Annotated in this window: 20 protein-coding genes and 1 pseudogene; 11 read left to right on the top strand and 10 right to left on the bottom strand. The window is 53.5% G+C overall.

The window, feature by feature from the left end; all coding sequences use genetic code 11:
* Positions 1–6: 6 nt before the first annotated feature.
* Positions 7–513 (top strand): hypothetical protein, encoded by a 507-nt coding sequence (locus HGBM_RS15620; RefSeq protein ID WP_019122026.1) that lies wholly within the window; start codon positions 7–9, stop codon positions 511–513.
* Positions 514–567: 54 nt separating this feature from the next.
* Here the strand turns inward: HGBM_RS15620 and HGBM_RS31115 are convergent, their stop codons facing one another.
* The 4 genes and pseudogenes from HGBM_RS31115 to HGBM_RS27640 all read right to left on the bottom strand — a co-directional run bounded on the left by HGBM_RS31115 (position 568) and on the right by HGBM_RS27640 (position 3526).
* On the bottom strand, positions 568–705 hold the full coding sequence (locus tag HGBM_RS31115; protein WP_019122025.1) for a hypothetical protein: 138 nt from the start codon (positions 703–705) through the stop codon (positions 568–570).
* A 15-nt stretch (positions 706–720) separates the two neighbouring features.
* Positions 721–873: a hypothetical protein gene (locus HGBM_RS30425; RefSeq protein WP_019122024.1), complete on the bottom strand. Its 153-nt coding sequence runs from the start codon at positions 871–873 to the stop codon at positions 721–723.
* The gene (locus HGBM_RS27645; protein ID WP_245552997.1) at positions 870–2141 is read right to left on the bottom strand and encodes an MFS transporter; all 1272 of its coding nucleotides are present in this window, start codon (positions 2139–2141) and stop codon (positions 870–872) included. The genes HGBM_RS30425 and HGBM_RS27645 overlap by 4 nt, the downstream gene beginning before the upstream one ends.
* 100 nt (positions 2142–2241) lie before the next feature.
* Positions 2242–3526: pseudogene (locus tag HGBM_RS27640) on the bottom strand (NCS2 family permease).
* Positions 3527–3722: 196 nt separating this feature from the next.
* Between HGBM_RS27640 and HGBM_RS15595 the strand changes: the two are divergent.
* The 3 genes from HGBM_RS15595 (at position 3723) to codY (ending at position 5490) form a co-directional block, all read left to right on the top strand.
* Positions 3723–4046 (top strand): YtrH family sporulation protein, encoded by a 324-nt coding sequence (locus HGBM_RS15595; RefSeq protein ID WP_019122022.1) that lies wholly within the window; start codon positions 3723–3725, stop codon positions 4044–4046.
* A 77-nt stretch (positions 4047–4123) separates the two neighbouring features.
* The gene (locus HGBM_RS15590; protein ID WP_147512900.1) at positions 4124–4537 is read left to right on the top strand and encodes a sporulation membrane protein YtrI; all 414 of its coding nucleotides are present in this window, start codon (positions 4124–4126) and stop codon (positions 4535–4537) included.
* Between the two features lie 176 nt (positions 4538–4713).
* Entirely contained in the window at positions 4714–5490 is a 777-nt protein-coding gene (codY, locus tag HGBM_RS15585) for a GTP-sensing pleiotropic transcriptional regulator CodY (protein WP_019122020.1), read from the top strand.
* Positions 5491–5568: 78 nt separating this feature from the next.
* On the opposite strand, the gene HGBM_RS27635 is transcribed toward codY, so the two are convergent.
* Positions 5569–6237: an MFS transporter gene (locus HGBM_RS27635; protein WP_019122019.1), complete on the bottom strand. Its 669-nt coding sequence runs from the start codon at positions 6235–6237 to the stop codon at positions 5569–5571.
* Positions 6238–6264: 27 nt separating this feature from the next.
* The gene (locus tag HGBM_RS32555) at positions 6265–6942 is read right to left on the bottom strand and encodes a helix-turn-helix domain-containing protein (RefSeq protein ID WP_019122018.1); all 678 of its coding nucleotides are present in this window, start codon (positions 6940–6942) and stop codon (positions 6265–6267) included.
* An 82-nt stretch (positions 6943–7024) separates the two neighbouring features.
* Between HGBM_RS32555 and HGBM_RS15570 the strand changes: the two genes are divergently transcribed.
* Entirely contained in the window at positions 7025–7957 is a 933-nt protein-coding gene (locus HGBM_RS15570; protein ID WP_019122017.1) for an MFS transporter, read from the top strand.
* A gap of 12 nt (positions 7958–7969) precedes the next feature.
* On the opposite strand, the gene HGBM_RS15565 is transcribed toward HGBM_RS15570, so the two are convergent.
* The gene (locus HGBM_RS15565) at positions 7970–8752 is read right to left on the bottom strand and encodes an SDR family NAD(P)-dependent oxidoreductase (RefSeq protein ID WP_019122016.1); all 783 of its coding nucleotides are present in this window, start codon (positions 8750–8752) and stop codon (positions 7970–7972) included.
* Positions 8753–8845: 93 nt separating this feature from the next.
* Here HGBM_RS15565 and HGBM_RS15560 point away from each other — a divergent pair, with 93 nt between their 5' ends.
* Positions 8846–9061, top strand: coding sequence for a DUF1540 domain-containing protein (locus tag HGBM_RS15560; RefSeq protein ID WP_019122015.1), 216 nt, complete (start codon positions 8846–8848; stop codon positions 9059–9061).
* Positions 9062–9100: 39 nt separating this feature from the next.
* Positions 9101–9784, top strand: coding sequence for a hypothetical protein (locus HGBM_RS28975; RefSeq protein WP_019122014.1), 684 nt, complete (start codon positions 9101–9103; stop codon positions 9782–9784).
* Positions 9785–9915: 131 nt separating this feature from the next.
* Here the strand turns inward: HGBM_RS28975 and HGBM_RS15550 are convergent, their stop codons facing one another.
* The gene (locus HGBM_RS15550; protein WP_019122013.1) at positions 9916–10434 is read right to left on the bottom strand and encodes a DUF84 family protein; all 519 of its coding nucleotides are present in this window, start codon (positions 10432–10434) and stop codon (positions 9916–9918) included.
* Positions 10435–10561: 127 nt separating this feature from the next.
* Between HGBM_RS15550 and dapF the strand changes: the two genes are divergently transcribed.
* Positions 10562–11422 carry a diaminopimelate epimerase gene (gene dapF, locus HGBM_RS15545; RefSeq protein WP_019122012.1) on the top strand — a complete coding sequence of 287 codons (861 nt, stop codon included), beginning with the start codon at positions 10562–10564 and terminating at the stop codon, positions 11420–11422.
* A gap of 78 nt (positions 11423–11500) precedes the next feature.
* Here the strand turns inward: dapF and HGBM_RS31110 are convergent, their stop codons facing one another.
* On the bottom strand, positions 11501–11653 hold the full coding sequence (locus HGBM_RS31110; protein ID WP_019122011.1) for a hypothetical protein: 153 nt from the start codon (positions 11651–11653) through the stop codon (positions 11501–11503).
* Positions 11654–11899: 246 nt separating this feature from the next.
* On the opposite strand from HGBM_RS31110, the gene HGBM_RS15535 reads away from it, so the two are divergent.
* Genes HGBM_RS15535 through HGBM_RS15525 form a run of 3 tightly spaced genes read left to right on the top strand, consistent with a single transcriptional unit; the run spans position 11900 to position 15060 of the window.
* Positions 11900–13045 carry a cysteine desulfurase family protein gene (locus HGBM_RS15535; protein WP_019122010.1) on the top strand — a complete coding sequence of 382 codons (1146 nt, stop codon included), beginning with the start codon at positions 11900–11902 and terminating at the stop codon, positions 13043–13045.
* Between the two features lie 11 nt (positions 13046–13056).
* The gene (gene thiI / locus HGBM_RS15530) at positions 13057–14256 is read left to right on the top strand and encodes a tRNA uracil 4-sulfurtransferase ThiI (protein ID WP_019122009.1); all 1200 of its coding nucleotides are present in this window, start codon (positions 13057–13059) and stop codon (positions 14254–14256) included.
* 27 nt (positions 14257–14283) lie between these two features.
* On the top strand, positions 14284–15060 hold the full coding sequence (locus HGBM_RS15525; RefSeq protein ID WP_019122008.1) for a fumarylacetoacetate hydrolase family protein: 777 nt from the start codon (positions 14284–14286) through the stop codon (positions 15058–15060).
* 49 nt (positions 15061–15109) lie between these two features.
* Here HGBM_RS15525 and HGBM_RS15520 read toward each other — a convergent pair whose 3' ends face one another.
* Positions 15110–15373, bottom strand: a complete 264-nt coding sequence (locus tag HGBM_RS15520) for a hypothetical protein (protein WP_019122007.1) — start codon at positions 15371–15373, stop codon at positions 15110–15112.
* Positions 15374–15619: the final 246 nt, after the last annotated feature.

Genomic DNA, 15619 nt, shown 5'->3' with positions numbered 1-15619 from the left:
GATCAGATGAACGGGATCTTGTTTTACCGCTGGGAGCAGGACGGCGATGCCCGGCTGGAATACGACTTTTACGAAAATCAGTTCGCCCCGACCAATCTCGTCGTCCACAAAGTGTTCAGGGCGATGCTCGACTCGGTGCGTCGGCGTTTGGACCGCCTGGAGGTGGAGTACAACGACAGCCTGCTCGCCGAAAAGCTGGGACGGCGGGCCGGTGAGGTGCTCCGGTTTTTGGGGGCGAGCCGGGATAACCTGGTGGATCACAGGAGCGGCGATGTCGTCGTCAGCCGCAGTTTTCACGCAGAGCTGACCGAGGAGCGCTTTCAATACTTTTACAAGCTGCTGGACGTGGCGCAGTTTCCTCGCTTTCGGTTGTCAGAGGGGGAGCGGGAGCGCATCCTGTTCCATTTTGGCCAGTACCTGCTGCTGCGGATTCCGCTTGCGGAGGAACGGCAGTTTTACGATCAGCTCGAAAGCTGGCAGGTGCCGTATAAGATACGGAACATCCAAAAGTAGGACGGCATAAGAGAAGGTGTTTACGACTTGAGTTCGCAAACACCTTCTGCGTTTTCAGGTTGACGGGCGGTTTGGCCCCTCCAGTTTTTTGCTGCCATGTCCCGGCTCGTCGTTTTGCACGGATTTTGGCTGATGGTTGGTCTCCTTGCGGACGTCGACGTTATTGGAAACACGTTCTTTGGAATACTCCATGGCAGCCCCTCCGCGCTATTCCCAGTACAGGAAGCGATAATCGTCATCTTGTCTTTGCAGTTCCTCATGCCACCTGGCCGCCTGCTTGTCTTCCATGCGATAAAGCAGGGAAACGAGCGGCACAGCGCGGGATTCAAAGTCGTATTCTTCATAAGGTCGATGGTTCATCGGAGTTTCTCCCTTCGGCGAAAGATGAGTTGTTCGGGCCGCCCCTGCCGGTAGCGCGGTTTGGCGTAAAGGGCAAACAGGCCGACCAGAGAGGCGAAGCACACCGTAACCAATCCGTAAACGATCCAGGGGGTGCTGCTGCCCACGCCGCCTAACTTTTGGATGAGGTAGCCGCCAATCGAGGTGCCCAGGGCGCTGCCGATCCCGGAAATGAAATTCCCGATCGCAAAGTATACGCTGAGCCATTGTGTCTCCGAGAAGTATCCGATCAAACTGTCCAGCACCGGCAAAAACATCATTTCTCCAAAAATAAAGATGACGGCCGACGCGCTCAGCATCGGAAAGCTGTGGGCAAAGCCCAGCAAAAACAGCCCCGTCCCGATCAGCAGCGTGCCGACGACCAAGGAGATATACGGGTTTATCCTGTTGAGTACAAGCCGCAAAATCAGCCCTTGAAACAGGACGACAACCGTGGAGTTTATGGTGTAGATCAGGCCGATCGTGGCAGCTGTGCCGAGGACGTGTTCCCCGCGCAGCGGCAGGACGAAGGCAAACTGGGCATACAGCGCCCAGATCAACAGGGATACAGCGGAAAAGAGCAAAAAACTGCGATGCCGCAAAATTCGCGTATACTCAGGCAGGGGCAGCGGCCGGCAGTCGTCCCGGGTACAGCGGTCGCCCGGCAAAGAAAATCTGGCGAGCAGCGCCACCAGCCAGAACAGCCCGGCGGCGTAGAGGAACAAGCGGCGATTCGGCGTCAGCGCAAACAAAGTCACCACCAGGCCGGCGATAATGATCCCCAGATTGGCGGAGATAGCCCGTCCCGAAAAAGCTGTGGTGCGGTATTTCTCCGCAACGACATTGGCCATCATCGCCTTGAGTGCCGGTGCGTAAAATCCCAGGCCAATCCCGTTGATCAGCGAGAACGCCAGAAACGCCAGATAGGGCTGGCTAAAACTGTAGCCCAGCATGGCTGCACCTTGCAAAGCGGCACCTGTCGTCATCACTGCGCGTCTTCCGAAGCGGTCAGCCAGTACCCCGCCAACCAGACTCCCCGCCTGGAAGGCGAAGCTTCCGATTCCCAGCACGGTCCCCACTTCCGTCAGAGACAAGGAGTGGACCTTTTTCAAAAAGACGGGAAAGATGGGAGTGATCAGGTACGTAGCGACGTGAACGATGAAAACTCCGAACAGCAGGAAAACATAGGGGCGATTTTTCAGCAAGGTCTTTGTTAAGGCTTGCAGGGCTACACCTCCCCTCCCGTTCAATTCCTGTTTAGTATGGGAGAAAGGCAGCGGTAAATATTCGTCATCTTGCTATTCACAAAAAGAAGCGATTGGCAATCACGCCAATCGCTTCTTACTCCTGTTACAATTTGCTTCCCAATACAAGCCCGAGCAAAAACAGTCCCGAGATCAGACAAAGCGGCAGGGAAAGCTCCTTCGTCCGTCCCAGCGCCAATTTGATCAGCGGGTAGGCGATAAAACCGAAAGCAATGCCGTCTACGATGCTGTAGGTGAAGGGGATCAAAGCGATGATCAAAAAGGCCGGAAACCCTTCCGAGAAGTCTGCGAACGGGATGTTTTTCACGTTTTGCAGCATCAGGCCGCCCACGACGATCAGTACCGGGGCAATGGCGCTGTCCGGGATGAGCTTCATCACCGGAATAAACAAGACGGATCCGAGGATCAGGATGCCGGTTGTCACTGCTGTCAAGCCTGTCTTACCGCCAGCGGCCACCCCGGCTGCGCTCTCTGCCGCAGAGATGGTCGGGCTGGTGCCCAAAAGTCCGGCTGTCATCACAGATATCGCGTTTGCCTGGTAGGAGCGCTGAAATTTTCTGCGGAAGCAGTCCGTACAGTAGCCCCATGTTTTCAAACAACACGACCATCGTCAATGAAAAAGCTGCGATCCAAAACGGCAGGGCAGTAAGTCGGTCAAAAGACAGCTGCCCGAACACCGATGCATACTCGGCAAAGGAAATCCCAGCCCAGTTGAGCCCGCTAAAATCGACGAGGCCAAACAACGCGGCCACGAGCGTTCCCGCCCCCATCGCAATCAAAAAGGTTCCCGTCACTTTCCGCGCGAACAAAAGCACAGTCAGAAGCAGCGTCAGGATCGCGGTCAACGCCTGCGGACTGCCCAGATGGCCGATCGCGACGAACGTCGTTTCCGACGGGACGACTAGGCCGCCTTTTTGCAGGCCGATGAACGTCAGGAACAGACCGATTCCGACGGTAATCCCCTCCTTCAAGGACTGCGGGATCGCCAGTGCCAGCACGGCAGCGTAGCGGGTAAAGGCAGTGATCGTGAAGATCAGCCCGGAGACGAAGACAGCCGCGAGGGCCTCCTGCCAGGCAAGTCCCAAGGAATGGACGATCGTGTAGGTGAACAGCGCGTTGACACCCATTCCAGGGACGAGCACGATCGGCGAGTTCGCCCACAATCCCATCAGCAGGCAGCCGATACATCCGGTCAGGATCGTCGCCAGCATGCCGGCTGAATAGGGGATTCCAGCGTCAAACAGGATCGCCGCGTTTACAGCAATCACGTAAACGACGGTCAAGTACGAGGTCAATCCGGCAAGGATTTCTGTCTTAACCGTGGTTCCATGGCTTCGCAATGCGAACAGCCGCCCTAAGTATCGTTGCATGTCTTATCCTTCTTGCAAAAGCCCCTCTCCCGCCCGTGAATTGCAGGAATTCACCAATACAGCAATATAGCACGAATCACGGGCGATTTCCATGAGAATTAGTGTTGGTATTACCTGAGCGTTTTATCAACCCGCCATCATATTTTTCGGACGAGTTGCGTAGGGATAAGCAAACGCCTACTGTGGGGGTGGGAGAATGGGACAGTTTATCATCCAATTTATCATGACGTTTTTCGTAGCCTACGGCATTGTCGTCGGCGGAACGCTCACGGGCGGCATTGGCGCTTTTTTAACCAACAAGCCTTCCCTGCTGACAATGCACGACCTGGCAACTCAGCTAAAGATTTGGGGACTGGTCGGGGCTTTAGGCGGGACGTTTGACTCGTTTTACCAGATCGAGAAGATCTTCTTTGGCAATTTTTCTCCGGTCGCCAAGCAGCTGCTCTTGATTTTTGCCGCCTTTCTCGGGGCGCATGCCGGTACGGTATCGATTCACGCCCTGGTCCCCGAGCGTCCATGACGACTGTAAAAAAACGCGTACGAGGGCTGCTGAGGTATTTCGTTATGTTCCTTTTCGGCGCGATCGCAGGGGCCAGCATGTTTCAGTTTCTGTACGCGGAGAGACTGGAAAATTTGATGAAGGCCAATGAACTGCTCAGCCTCCATAACGAACAACTGCTGCAGGATATCGAAATTCTGCGAAATACCAATAAGGCCGAGCGCAAAAAACGTGAGCTCGTGATCGAGGAGATTGAGGCGACGGTAGAGGAACCCAAGCCGAACGCGTTTATCGAAGCGGCGCTAATCCGCAAATTGAAGAGCGACCTCGCTCCCCTCAAAGGCAAGAAGGTGGAGCAATTCTCAGACATGCACGTCATCCTGCATGAATTGCTGGAGCGGCGGGAGTACGTCATCGACGGCAAAGTAGTGGAAGTGAAGTTGAGGTCCGTGATTATCTCCCGTATTCTTCAGCTTTTCGTTACGGTTCGGGTAAAGAATGAAAACCCTTAGCCTTGGCAGCTTGGTTTGTTTTCTCATATATAAAAGTAAAAGAAGGGAAGAAGTACAGAGGGGCAGATCTGTGCTTCTTTTGCATAGAGCAAAAAAGTTTTTTACAGCGAGGGTATGAAGGCACATTTTTCTGACAATACTAAAGAGCATAAAACCCTTTGAGGAGGAATTTTCAGGTGAGTTTGTTAGAGAAAACAAGAAAAGTGAATTCCATGTTGCAAAAGACAATGGGAGGAAGCGGTGTAAGTTACCAGGAGATGGCCAAGCTGTTTTCCGACGTGATGTCAGCCAACGTCTACATCATTACTGCGGACGGCATGATTCTGGGCAGCGGTTTATCCCACGAAATCGGATTGCAGGAGGAAGGACGATTCACCAGTCCATTGCCGAAAGATTACAACGTCAAACTGTTGGAAGTAGGCCAATCGCTGGCGAATGAAGACATTGACAGCCCGTACAGCATGGTGTCGACAGAGTGGAAGTCGCTCTTTCCGCTGATGCGGACGACGATCGTGCCGATTAACGCCGGAGGAAGCAGATTGGGCACCCTTGTCCTGCTGCGCCCGATGGGCCAGTTTGAAACAGACGATCTGATCCTGGCCGAAATAGGCGCTACCGTGATCGGCATGAAAATCGTCCGCCAGCGTACAGAGGAAATTGAGACCGAAGTGCGGGAAAAAACGTTTGCCAAAATTGCTCTTTCCTCTCTGTCCTACAGCGAGCAGATCGCAATCGAGAAGATCATGGAGCAGCTGGATGCCAAGGAAGGCTTGCTCGTCGCCAGCCAATTGGCGGATCAGGCGGGCTTGACCCGTTCGGTCATCGTCAACGCGCTGCGCAAGCTGGCATCGGCCGGTGTGCTGGAATCCCGTTCGCTGGGGATGAAAGGAACCTACATCAAGGTCCTGAACGACAAATTTCACTCGGAATTGGAAAAGTGGAAAACGTCTTAAACGTGCGGAACAAATACGTAAAAGCTGGTTGCGGGCCGGTCTTCGCTGTGGCGAAGGCCGGCTTTGCTCGTTCATTTTTCAGTTTCCTGCCTGCTGCGCCAAGCCCTCTATCCCTGCATTTGCAGCACCGCCCGGCCCGGCCTGCTGCCACTTCGGATGCTGCTCCATATGGCGAAAGCTGGGAAGCAGGATGGTGGCGAGTCCAAAGATACTCATGGCAATGCCGCTCAGCAGCAGAATACCCTGGGAGGAAACGAGGCCATGCTGCAGAAGGAACGCGGTCACGGTATAGCCTACTGGCGTGAGTCCAAGAGATGTCGTTGTCAGCAGTGACATGACCCTGCCCAGCATGTGCGGGGCTGCGATCGTCTGGATGTACGTGATGATCGGCAGATCCACCAGGCTGATGGTCAGGCCCGTGATGAACATCATCGACAGCCCGAATCCCAATGATTTCATCGTTCCGAGTGCGGCGACGGCCATCCCCATCAGCCCCAGAAAATGCGCAATCAGCCGGAAGCGGCCCCGCAGCCCCTTTGCCAGCCAGACGACAGCGGCGCCGGCAATCGCTCCCGCTCCAACAGCTCCTTCGAGAAAGCCATATGCGCTCCCTTCCCACCCCAGCTTTTTGATCAAGCTGGGCAGCCCGACATTAATCGGCCCTGAAAACAAGAGGTTGACGAAGTGCGATTTCACACAATACCTGGACGCTGAACTGCCCTTCTTGCTGAAGGGCTTGAATGGCAAGGTAGACATTCTCCTGTCGGTATTGGCTTAGAGTCGCCTCCTTTCGAATTCCTGTAACTTTTTTAAGAAAGCATTCTCTGCCCGAAGCCGCTCATTTTCATACTCCAGCTTCTTCATCGCGAGCTTTTGGCAATCCGCTTCCGTTAATTCCTCAGGCGCTTTTTTTCGTCCCCGACCATCCTGCAGGGCATCCTGACCGCCATCTTCATACTTCTTTACCCATTGGTACACTTGCTGGTAGGAGACCTGGTACTTCTCCGCTGCCTTTTGATAGTCATAGTGATGGGCAAGACAATAAAGAACAATCTCAATCCGTTCCTGCCAAGTTGTAGACCGACCCTTTGTCATAGCTTTTGCTCCCCCTGTATAGGTTTTTAAGCTGCTATGACCATTATACTTCTTAACCCAGTTGGAGAGTTGTGTTCGGCTGGCTATCTTGTACTTATCGATGACCTGATATTGTGACAATCCCCCATAGAGGTAATCCTTCACCGCTTGAAGCTTAAGCTCCGCAGAATAACTTCTATTGCGGGTTCGAATCTCTAACCCTTCGTATCCGTACACCTCATAACGACGTCGCCATTTCGCTAAGGTTGTTTTCGTAATCCCATATTTTTTAGCTGCAGCCTTAACGCCAATCTGGCCGCTTTCAATTTCTCGTAGAACGGCCAGTTTCTCTGACGCACTATACTGTACTTTAGGCATGAAAAAGCTCCCCTCACAGTAGCAGGTTTTATTATTTAACCTGTCTACTATAAGGGGAGCATATCAGAATCCTGGTAAGCCTGTGGATCCACGTTATCTTTGGATAGCCTTTGTCATCTTGATACTGCTCAATGTCTGTTCCGCATTCTTTCAACCGGCGATGCAAGTGGTGATCGTGGAATCCGTCAAGAGAGAGCAGCGCCTGGCGGCCAACTCGCTCCTGCAGGGGACCAGTTCCTTTCTGATTATCGTGGGGCAAGGACTTGCTGCCGTGCTTGTCACCCTGTTTTCCTACCGCTTGAACTTTTTGATCGATGCCGGCTGTTACTTCTTTTCTCTGCTGCTGTTGATCAGGCTGCCAAAATTGGTCGTTCAGAATCGGCAGAAAACGGGCTCGCTGGGGAAACGGCTGCGCAGAGGATTTGGCTACATTTTTAAACACGGGGAAATCAGCCGAGTGCTGTGGCTGCAAATGGCGGAGAGGGCAGCGGGGGCGTATTACATTTTATTGATGTATTACCTGTTGCAGGAACGAAAAGAGTCATTGGCCGTGTTTGGCTTAATGGATATTCCGCTCGGGATCGGCGGTGTGCTCGCGGGTATTATCGTCGGCCGCTGGGCGGGCAGGTTAGGCAGAGAAGCTGTCGACAAGGTGCTTGGCGGCGCTCTTGTGATTGTAGGGGTTGCCATTCTGGGATTGTTTCAGCTGAAGCCCTTCTCGTTGATGGTGCTCAGCTCCTTACTGTTGGCATTGGCTTCTTTTAGTACAGTCATTATCACAGTGACCCGTATGCAGCAATTGGCAAGCCCGGATTATCTGGCCCGCCTGTTTTCTGCCAGAGAGATGCTGACGATGGGCACGTATTCGGCAAGCTGCCTGGTGGTGGGCTACACCTCTGAACAGTTTGGCAGTGCTGCTGTCGCCTGGATGTTGGCGCTGTGGGCAGTCGGCTCGGGAATAACCTGGCTGACGGCGGCCAAACATAAAAAGACCAAAGTAAGCTCAGCGGCTTAGGCCAGCGCATCGTCACTTCCGGTTGAGCAGCGGAGCGAACAGGCGCCTTACTCCCGCGGGCAGCAATTGATAAGCGACCGACATCGCATGCAGGCGAAACGGCATGGCAATTTCCGGCTTGTTTGCCTCCGCGGCGCGCTTGATCGAAAGCGCCGTCCGTTCGGGCGAGAGCAGATACCGGCGAACACGGGAACGGTAGCCTCCTGAAGGGTCGGTGGCATCGAGAAACGGAGTGTCGATCGGACCGGGCATGACGCAGGTGACACTGACGCCTGTCCCCGCCAATTCGTGACGCAGTCCTTCACTGAAGCGAATCACTGCTGCCTTGCTGGCGGCGTAGACAGAGGCTTTCGCTGTCGCGACACTGCCGGCGAGAGAGGCGATGTTGACCAAGCGGCCCCGGCCCTCTGCCACCATCATCGGCAAAAAAGCACGGGTCATGTAGATCAATCCGTCAACATTCCCGCGGATCGTTTCGTTAATCTCCTCCAGACTCATCTGCAAAAACGGTTTGAAAACGGTTGAACCGGCGTTGTTGTACAGGATATCGCAGCCGCCAAAGCGGATTTGCACCCAGGCGGCGAAGCGCCGGACGGCTTCGTTGTCGTCTACCTGCAGCGGATATGTATCGAGGTGCGCTGGACTGTCAAGAGCTTGGCCGGCCGTGAGCAGTTTATGGGGGTCGCGGCCGGTAATGACGACGTGATCGCCATCCTTCAGATGCAGCCGGGCAAGCGCCAGACCCAATCCGCTTGAGCCGCCGGTAATAACCACAATGTGCTGTTTTGCGTTCATCCCTCGTCCCTCATTTCCATTTTTGGTTCTTGCTCCGCAGTGCATAAGCATTCTTGACATAGTGCAGGATACCCCCTAGGGGGGTGAATTACTTTGCCGATTGTAAAATGCAGCGTGTCTAACTGCACCTATTGGGGAGAGGACAATAACTGTATCGCCGACCTGATTATGGTGGAGATTGACAGGCATTCGAAGAAGGATTTTAAAGCGGAATTTACCGGCGAATTTGCTTATGACACCCGGCATCAGGACGCTGCTGTCAGCAGCGCCGAGACCTGCTGCCATACCTTTACACCGAAACAGAGTTAGCTGCTTCCTTACCAATCCTTTGTGAAGGGGATGAGCAACGTGGCGTTCGATCAACATGATCGCGAAAATACCAGCCAAAAGGAAGTAGCAAACCAAACCACCGCCAACGGCAGCATCAATGGCCAATCGGTTAACAACACGGATCGAGGCAACGACATCGATACGGAGTTTGCCGCTGATACCTGGATGGGAGCCGTATTAAATCCAGAAGCGGCAAGGCCGAATGGAAATCAGGCTTACACCGGCAAACAGCAGGCAAACGAACAAGCGGACAAGCCGGATTCTCCGGTCGACCAGAGTGCCGAAGTCGCGACAAATCCCGCTTACCAGGCGCCAACGTCCTTGCTTGGCGTACCGGTAGCGATGGATCAGACGGATGATGCTGCCGATGATAAGGAAACCAAGTACGAAATGGGCTCAGAGTTAACCCCGACGGTGGGTCGGATCAATGATCCCAGGAATGAGGGAGAAGACGATCTTCGCTCATCGGATGGCGCAGACACAGAGACAGATGCCGCAGGAAACACCATGGGTATGGTTGGAATCGGCCTGTCCGTACTCTCCTTGTTTTTGCTCCCCTATTTGCTGGCCCCTGCCGGAATCATTGTCGGGTATCTGGCTTTTCGCCGCAATGCCCGTACAACAGGTACGTGGGCCATGGTAATCGGTGCCCTGGCCATTTTGGGCGCGCTGCTCATTTACCCGTACTACCGGGCTTACTAAAATTGGATGTGCGTCATGCTCCAAGGATCATCCTTGGAGTTTTTTGTTTGTGAAAAACGTCTTGACGTTTTTCATAAAACTTGGATATGACCGCTTGCGGTCAACAAAACGGTCATGACCGTTTTGTTCGTTTACTGCTTGTACAGCTCTGAATGGAAAGGGGTTAAAGCAGCGATCACCGCTTCACTGAAAACACCGGCCCGCGTAATCCGTCCATTGGTAAACAGGCCGTATGCCCCGTCGCGATGGTTTCTGCCGGATGTGCCGCCGAGTTCGTCTATGATCTGGCTGAGTTCAAGCGACTCCGCTTTTATCCGCTCGCCGATCTGGTAGGGGATGGGAAAATACAGCCCTTTTCCGAGATATAACTGCTGCCCGTCCCAAGCGGCGCAGACGGAGAGCAGGTACCACTGCCGGGTAAACTGCGCATCATAAGTGAGTCCGCCTTCCAGGCCCAGTCCGATATCTGCTCCGGGCACTGCCGAGGCTACTGCCTTCGCCCGGTTAATCGCCCCTTGAATGGTCTCGGCTTCCGACAGCGGTTGATCAGACACTCCTGAAGGCATAAAATGGCAAACAGGTTCAACCCCCGTGGCAAGCACCACGGCTGCGCGTTTCGCTTGATTTGTCGTGCCCAGTGCGAGTTTCATTGATGTCCCCTCCTGGAATCGATCTGAACGAACAAAAGTATACCACAAAAGAGCAGATTTCCTTCCATTCACGATTCCCCTCTCCGTGTGGTAAGATGAGGGGAAAAAGATGGGGAGGGCCAGGTTGATGAAGTTTACCAAAATGCATGGCCTCGGCAATGACTATGTTTATATAAACGGCTTTGAGGAAGATCTCTCGCAGGTCGATCTTCCCGAGCTCGCGCGGCGCATCAGCGACCGCCACTTTGGCGTCGGCGGGGACGGGATGATCTTGATCCTGCCTTCGGACAAGGCTGATTTTCGCATGCGGATCTTCAACATCGACGGAAGTGAAGGGAGAACGTGCGGCAACGGACTTCGCTGCGTCAGCAAATACGTTCATGACCACGGCCTGACTGACCGCGTTCAGTTTACGATTGAAACCTTGGGCGGCATTGTCACACCTGTCGTCGAGCTTGGCCCAGGCGGCCTGGTCGAGCAGGTCGTCATCGATATGGGGGAGCCTCGGTTGACGCGAAGGCAGATCCCCATGACTGGTCCTGCGGAGGAACAGGTGATTCAATATCCCGTTGTGGTGGCGGACCGCACGTTTCACATGACTGCCGTATCCATGGGCAACCCGCACGCTGTGTTGATGGTCGATCGTTTGGACGAGCAGGACGTTTTAAAATACGGACCGCTGCTGGAAGCGCATGAATGGTTTCCCGAACGGACCAATGTCGAGTTTATCCAGATCAAAAATCGCCGGGAGATCTTGTTCAAGGTCTGGGAGCGGGGTTCTGGCATCACCCTCGCGTGCGGTACGGGAGCATGTGCGGCTGCCGTCGCGGCTATTTTGAGCGGCCGGACTGAGCGAAATGTAACTGTACATTTGCCGGGGGGCAGTCTTAAGATCGAATGGCGGGAAAGCGACAATCACGTCTACATGACCGGACCGGCAACAGAGGTATTTACCGGGGTATACCTGGGGGAAATCCCGCAGAAATAATGCAAAAAAAGTGGTTGTTTGCCTACAGCTCGCGCAAACAACCACTTATTCGTAAGGAGACTGGAATCTGCCCGCCATTTATCCGTTGTATACCTCCGTTAAGTATGTTTGTACATCCGTCGGCTCAAAATGGTCAGAAGAGCGTTTCATGCGATCCAGCTCCCGCTGCAGCTGTTTCAGCTCGTCTTCCATTTTCTTTATTTTCTCTTGTATGGCTGTACTTCCCGTCATCGATGTCTCTCCTCCTTGACGTTGTATCCAAATTGAATTTAAAGATTATTCTAACAAGTTGTTTTGGCAAAGTAAAGGAGAAGATTATGGAAAACTGACATACTGTTTTCCCTGCAGCAGCCGTGCCGGAGTGCGGCCCGTGCGCCTTGGGTAAAATAGGAGAGGAACAGGAAAAAACCTTGGAATCTGTTTCGTGATGAACGATAATTGAATGGAGAAGAAGGTTTAGCAGGAAGGGTGTCTTTTGTGATTTACCTCGACAACAGCGCAACAACCCGGCCATATCCGCAGGTTATCGAAGCTGTAAAGCGGGCGATGGACAGCTATTACGGCAATCCCTCGTCGCTTCACTCCTTGGGGATCGAAGCGGAAAACGTCTTGAAGCAGGCCAGGCTGGTTGTGGCACAGGCTCTGCAGGTGAAGCCCTCTGAAGTATTTTTTACTTCTGGAGGGACAGAAAGCAATAATACCGCTTTAAAGGGAGTTGCCTTTCAGTTTCAACAACGCGGGAAACACATCATTACGACACAGGTGGAACATCCCTGTGTTTACGACGTTTGCAAACAGTTAGAGGAATTTGGCTTTTCCGTGACGTATTTGCCCGTCGACCAGGATGGCCGGGTATCGCCGGACGAGCTTGTACGCGCGATTCGGCCTGATACGATCCTCGTGTCGGTGATGCATGTAAACAACGAACTGGGAACCATTCAGCCCATTGATCAGATTGGAAAGCTCTTGAAGCAGCATCCAAAAATCGTCTTTCACGTCGATGCCGTGCAGAGTTTCGGCAAATTGCCGATCCGCATGCACGAATGGGGAATTGATTTGCTCAGTTTGTCCGCCCATAAATTTTACGGTCCCCGCGGAGTAGGCGTCCTGGCAAAACGAGAAGGCTTGCAGATTCAACCGCTCTTGATCGGAGGCGGGCAGGAAGCGGGGCTTCGCTCCGGAACGGAAAACATCCCAGGGATTGCCGGCATGGCCAAGGCGATCCGTCTTGCCGAGGAAGATCGAAACCGGGAAACCGGACGGCTGTACGGCCTGCTGCAGACACTTCGCGAGGGCATCGAACAGCTTCCCGAATGCGTCGTCAATACGCCTAAAACAGAAGTGGCCCCGCACATCATGAACTTCTCCGTGCCGGGCGCAAAGGCGGAGGTGCTGCTGCATGCGTTGGAAGAACGCGGCTTTCTCGTCTCCACCAAATCGGCGTGTTCCTCCAAAACGGGGGAACCCAGCCGCATTCTGCTCGCGGCAGGCATGGGGCATGAGCGGGCTGTATCGGCCGTACGGGTAAGTCTTGGACGAAACAATCAGCTTCAGGACATGGAACAATTTTTACTTGCGCTCAGGGACTGTATCAACTATATTCGACCTTTGATGAACAAGTGAAGGAGACAGGTATGGAGTACGATGCGATTTTAATACGTTACGGCGAGTTGGCCCTGAAGGGGCGCAATCGCGAGGTGTTTGAAGAGACGCTGCTCCGAAGCGTAAAATCGGTCTTAAAAGAATTCCGCCGCTGCAGGGTGTGGCGCAATTACGGACGGATGTACGTCGAACTGAACGGAGAGAGCGCCGGGGAGATCTCCGAGCGGCTGCAGCGCATTTTTGGCATTACGTCCCTCAGTCCGACCATTAAGGTGGAAGCAAACGAGGAGGCAATCAAACAGGGAGCAGAGAAGCTGATCACCTCCATGTCCCCACCGCCGGCCACTTTCCGCGTCGAGACCAGGCGCGCCGACAAGCGTTTTCCGCTTCAATCGATGGAGGTGAGCCGTTTGGTGGGAGGACACATCCTGAAAAATGTGCCCGGGATCAAGGTTGACCTGCATCAGCCGCAGGCAACCATCAGCATCGAAATCCGAACGGAAGGGACGTTCCTTTCTACCGAGACGCTGCCCGGAGCAGGCGGTTTGCCGGTAGGTACGGCCGGAAAAGTGCTGCTCTTGCTGTCAGGAGGCATCGACAGCCCGGTTGCCGGCTGGTCGATGATGAAACGGGGGGTTACGCTTGAGGCCGTCCACTTTTACAGCTATCCGTTTACAAGTGAACGCTCATTGGAAAAAGTGCGGGATCTGGCCCACAAGCTGACCAAATGGGGGGGCTCGATTAACCTGCACGTTGTTCCCTTTACCGAGATACAGACATCGATTCGCGAACACTGTCCGGAAGACTATACGATCACGATCATGCGCAGGTTTATGATGAGGATCGCCGAACGGATCGCAGCCAAAACGGGTGCGCTTGCCCTGGCTACCGGGGAAAGTCTGGGACAAGTCGCCTCGCAAACGCTGGAGAGCATGAACACGATCAACAGCGTGGTCAATATCCCGATCCTGCGGCCGCTGGTAGCATCGGACAAGACGGAAATTACCGAGATTGCCAAGCGAATCGACACCTTTGAACTATCCATCTTGCCATATGAAGATTGCTGTACGATTTTTACGCCGAAAAATCCGGTAACCCGGCCGCGTCCGGAGATGGCCGGCCGATACGAGGAGAAGCTTGACATCGAGAATCTTGTCTCGCGTGCCGTAGAACAGACGGCTGTGGAAGTAATCACCACACAGCCGCGCGGGGCCGTTGCCGATTTGTTTTAGCTTGAAGGCAGAGCAGGGAGGAGAACCATGATCATTCGTTATGAACGAAACGGGAAGATCAAGCACGGTTGGACTGTAGCTGAAGAGAATAAGATACGCGTCATTGAAGGCGACATTTACAAGCGAGACGGGAAATCTACAGTAATGACCGGACTGGAATTGCCGCTGAACGAGGTGAAGGTGCTGACCCCGTGCACACCTAGCAAGGTGGTCTGCATCGGTGTCAACTACAAGGATCACGCGGAAGAGGTTGGGATGAAACTGCCGGAGGAACCGCTGATGTTTCTCAAGCCGTCTACATCGGTGATCGGCCCGGAGGAAGCTGTCGTTTACCCGACATTGACGAGCAACCTGCATTACGAAGGGGAATTGGCGGTCGTCATAAAAAAACAGGCTTACCGAATCAAGGCAGAGGAAGCCGATGACTACATCCTCGGTTTTACCTGTGCCAATGACGTGACGGCGAGAGATCTGCAAAACCATGACGGACAGTGGACCAGGGCCAAAGGCTTTGACACTTTTTGTCCGTTGGGGCCGGCTATCGCTTCAAAATTGGATTACGACAATTTGCGGATTACGACGAGAGTAAACAGGGAAGTACGCCAGGATTCTCATACCAGCCAAATGGTGTTTAAGGTTCCGCAGCTGCTCGAGGCGATTACTTCCGTAATGACGCTCCTCCCGGGTGACGTGGTGCTTACCGGGACGCCCGCAGGAGTAGGACCGCTTCAGCCGGGCGATGAGGTCTCCGTGACGATTGAAGGAATTGGAACATTGACGAATCGCGTCGTAGCAGACAGTTAATGAGAGGCACCCTCTTACCGCCAGTAAGAGGGTGTATTTCAATCGGGCCTCAGTAATCATCAGGCATCTCCGGCTGGTCGTTTGCCGGATGGGATCCAGGGAATTGTCTGCTGATGTCTTCATGCAATTCGCGATTTTCGTAGCCAAACTGCGTGGGAGAAGAGTATTGGCCTTCCTCCCAGCCAGTTGCTTTGCCAAGTCTGATTTCATTGGTGGAGGCGCCGTATGGACCCTCGGGAAATTCTTCGCGGGCAAGCTCATTTCGCGTGGATTCTACTGTGCGAAGTTCGCTAAAGTGTTTCCGTTTACCCATTCCTATCACCTGCCTTTGGTTCGTTACGTTAGTATGGCGTATTTATGCAAAACTTATCTGCCCGTGAAAATGTTTTACATGTGATTATTTTCCTGTTGACCTACAGCGTATAGATTTGCTATATTAATCATTGTCGCTGCGAACGAAATCGATAGCAAAAAATAACTCTTGCAAAGTTGAGTTCGATGTGATAGTATTAAAAAGGTCGGCGCTTGATACCGACGATACTAATTTGAATGTTCTTTG

It is taken from the genome of Brevibacillus massiliensis (genome assembly GCF_000311785.1).
GTDB lineage: Bacteria > Bacillota > Bacilli > Brevibacillales > Brevibacillaceae > Brevibacillus_C > Brevibacillus_C massiliensis.
The sequence above is the reverse complement of the archived record's forward strand: the minus strand, read 5'-3'. Positions and strand labels throughout refer to the sequence as shown.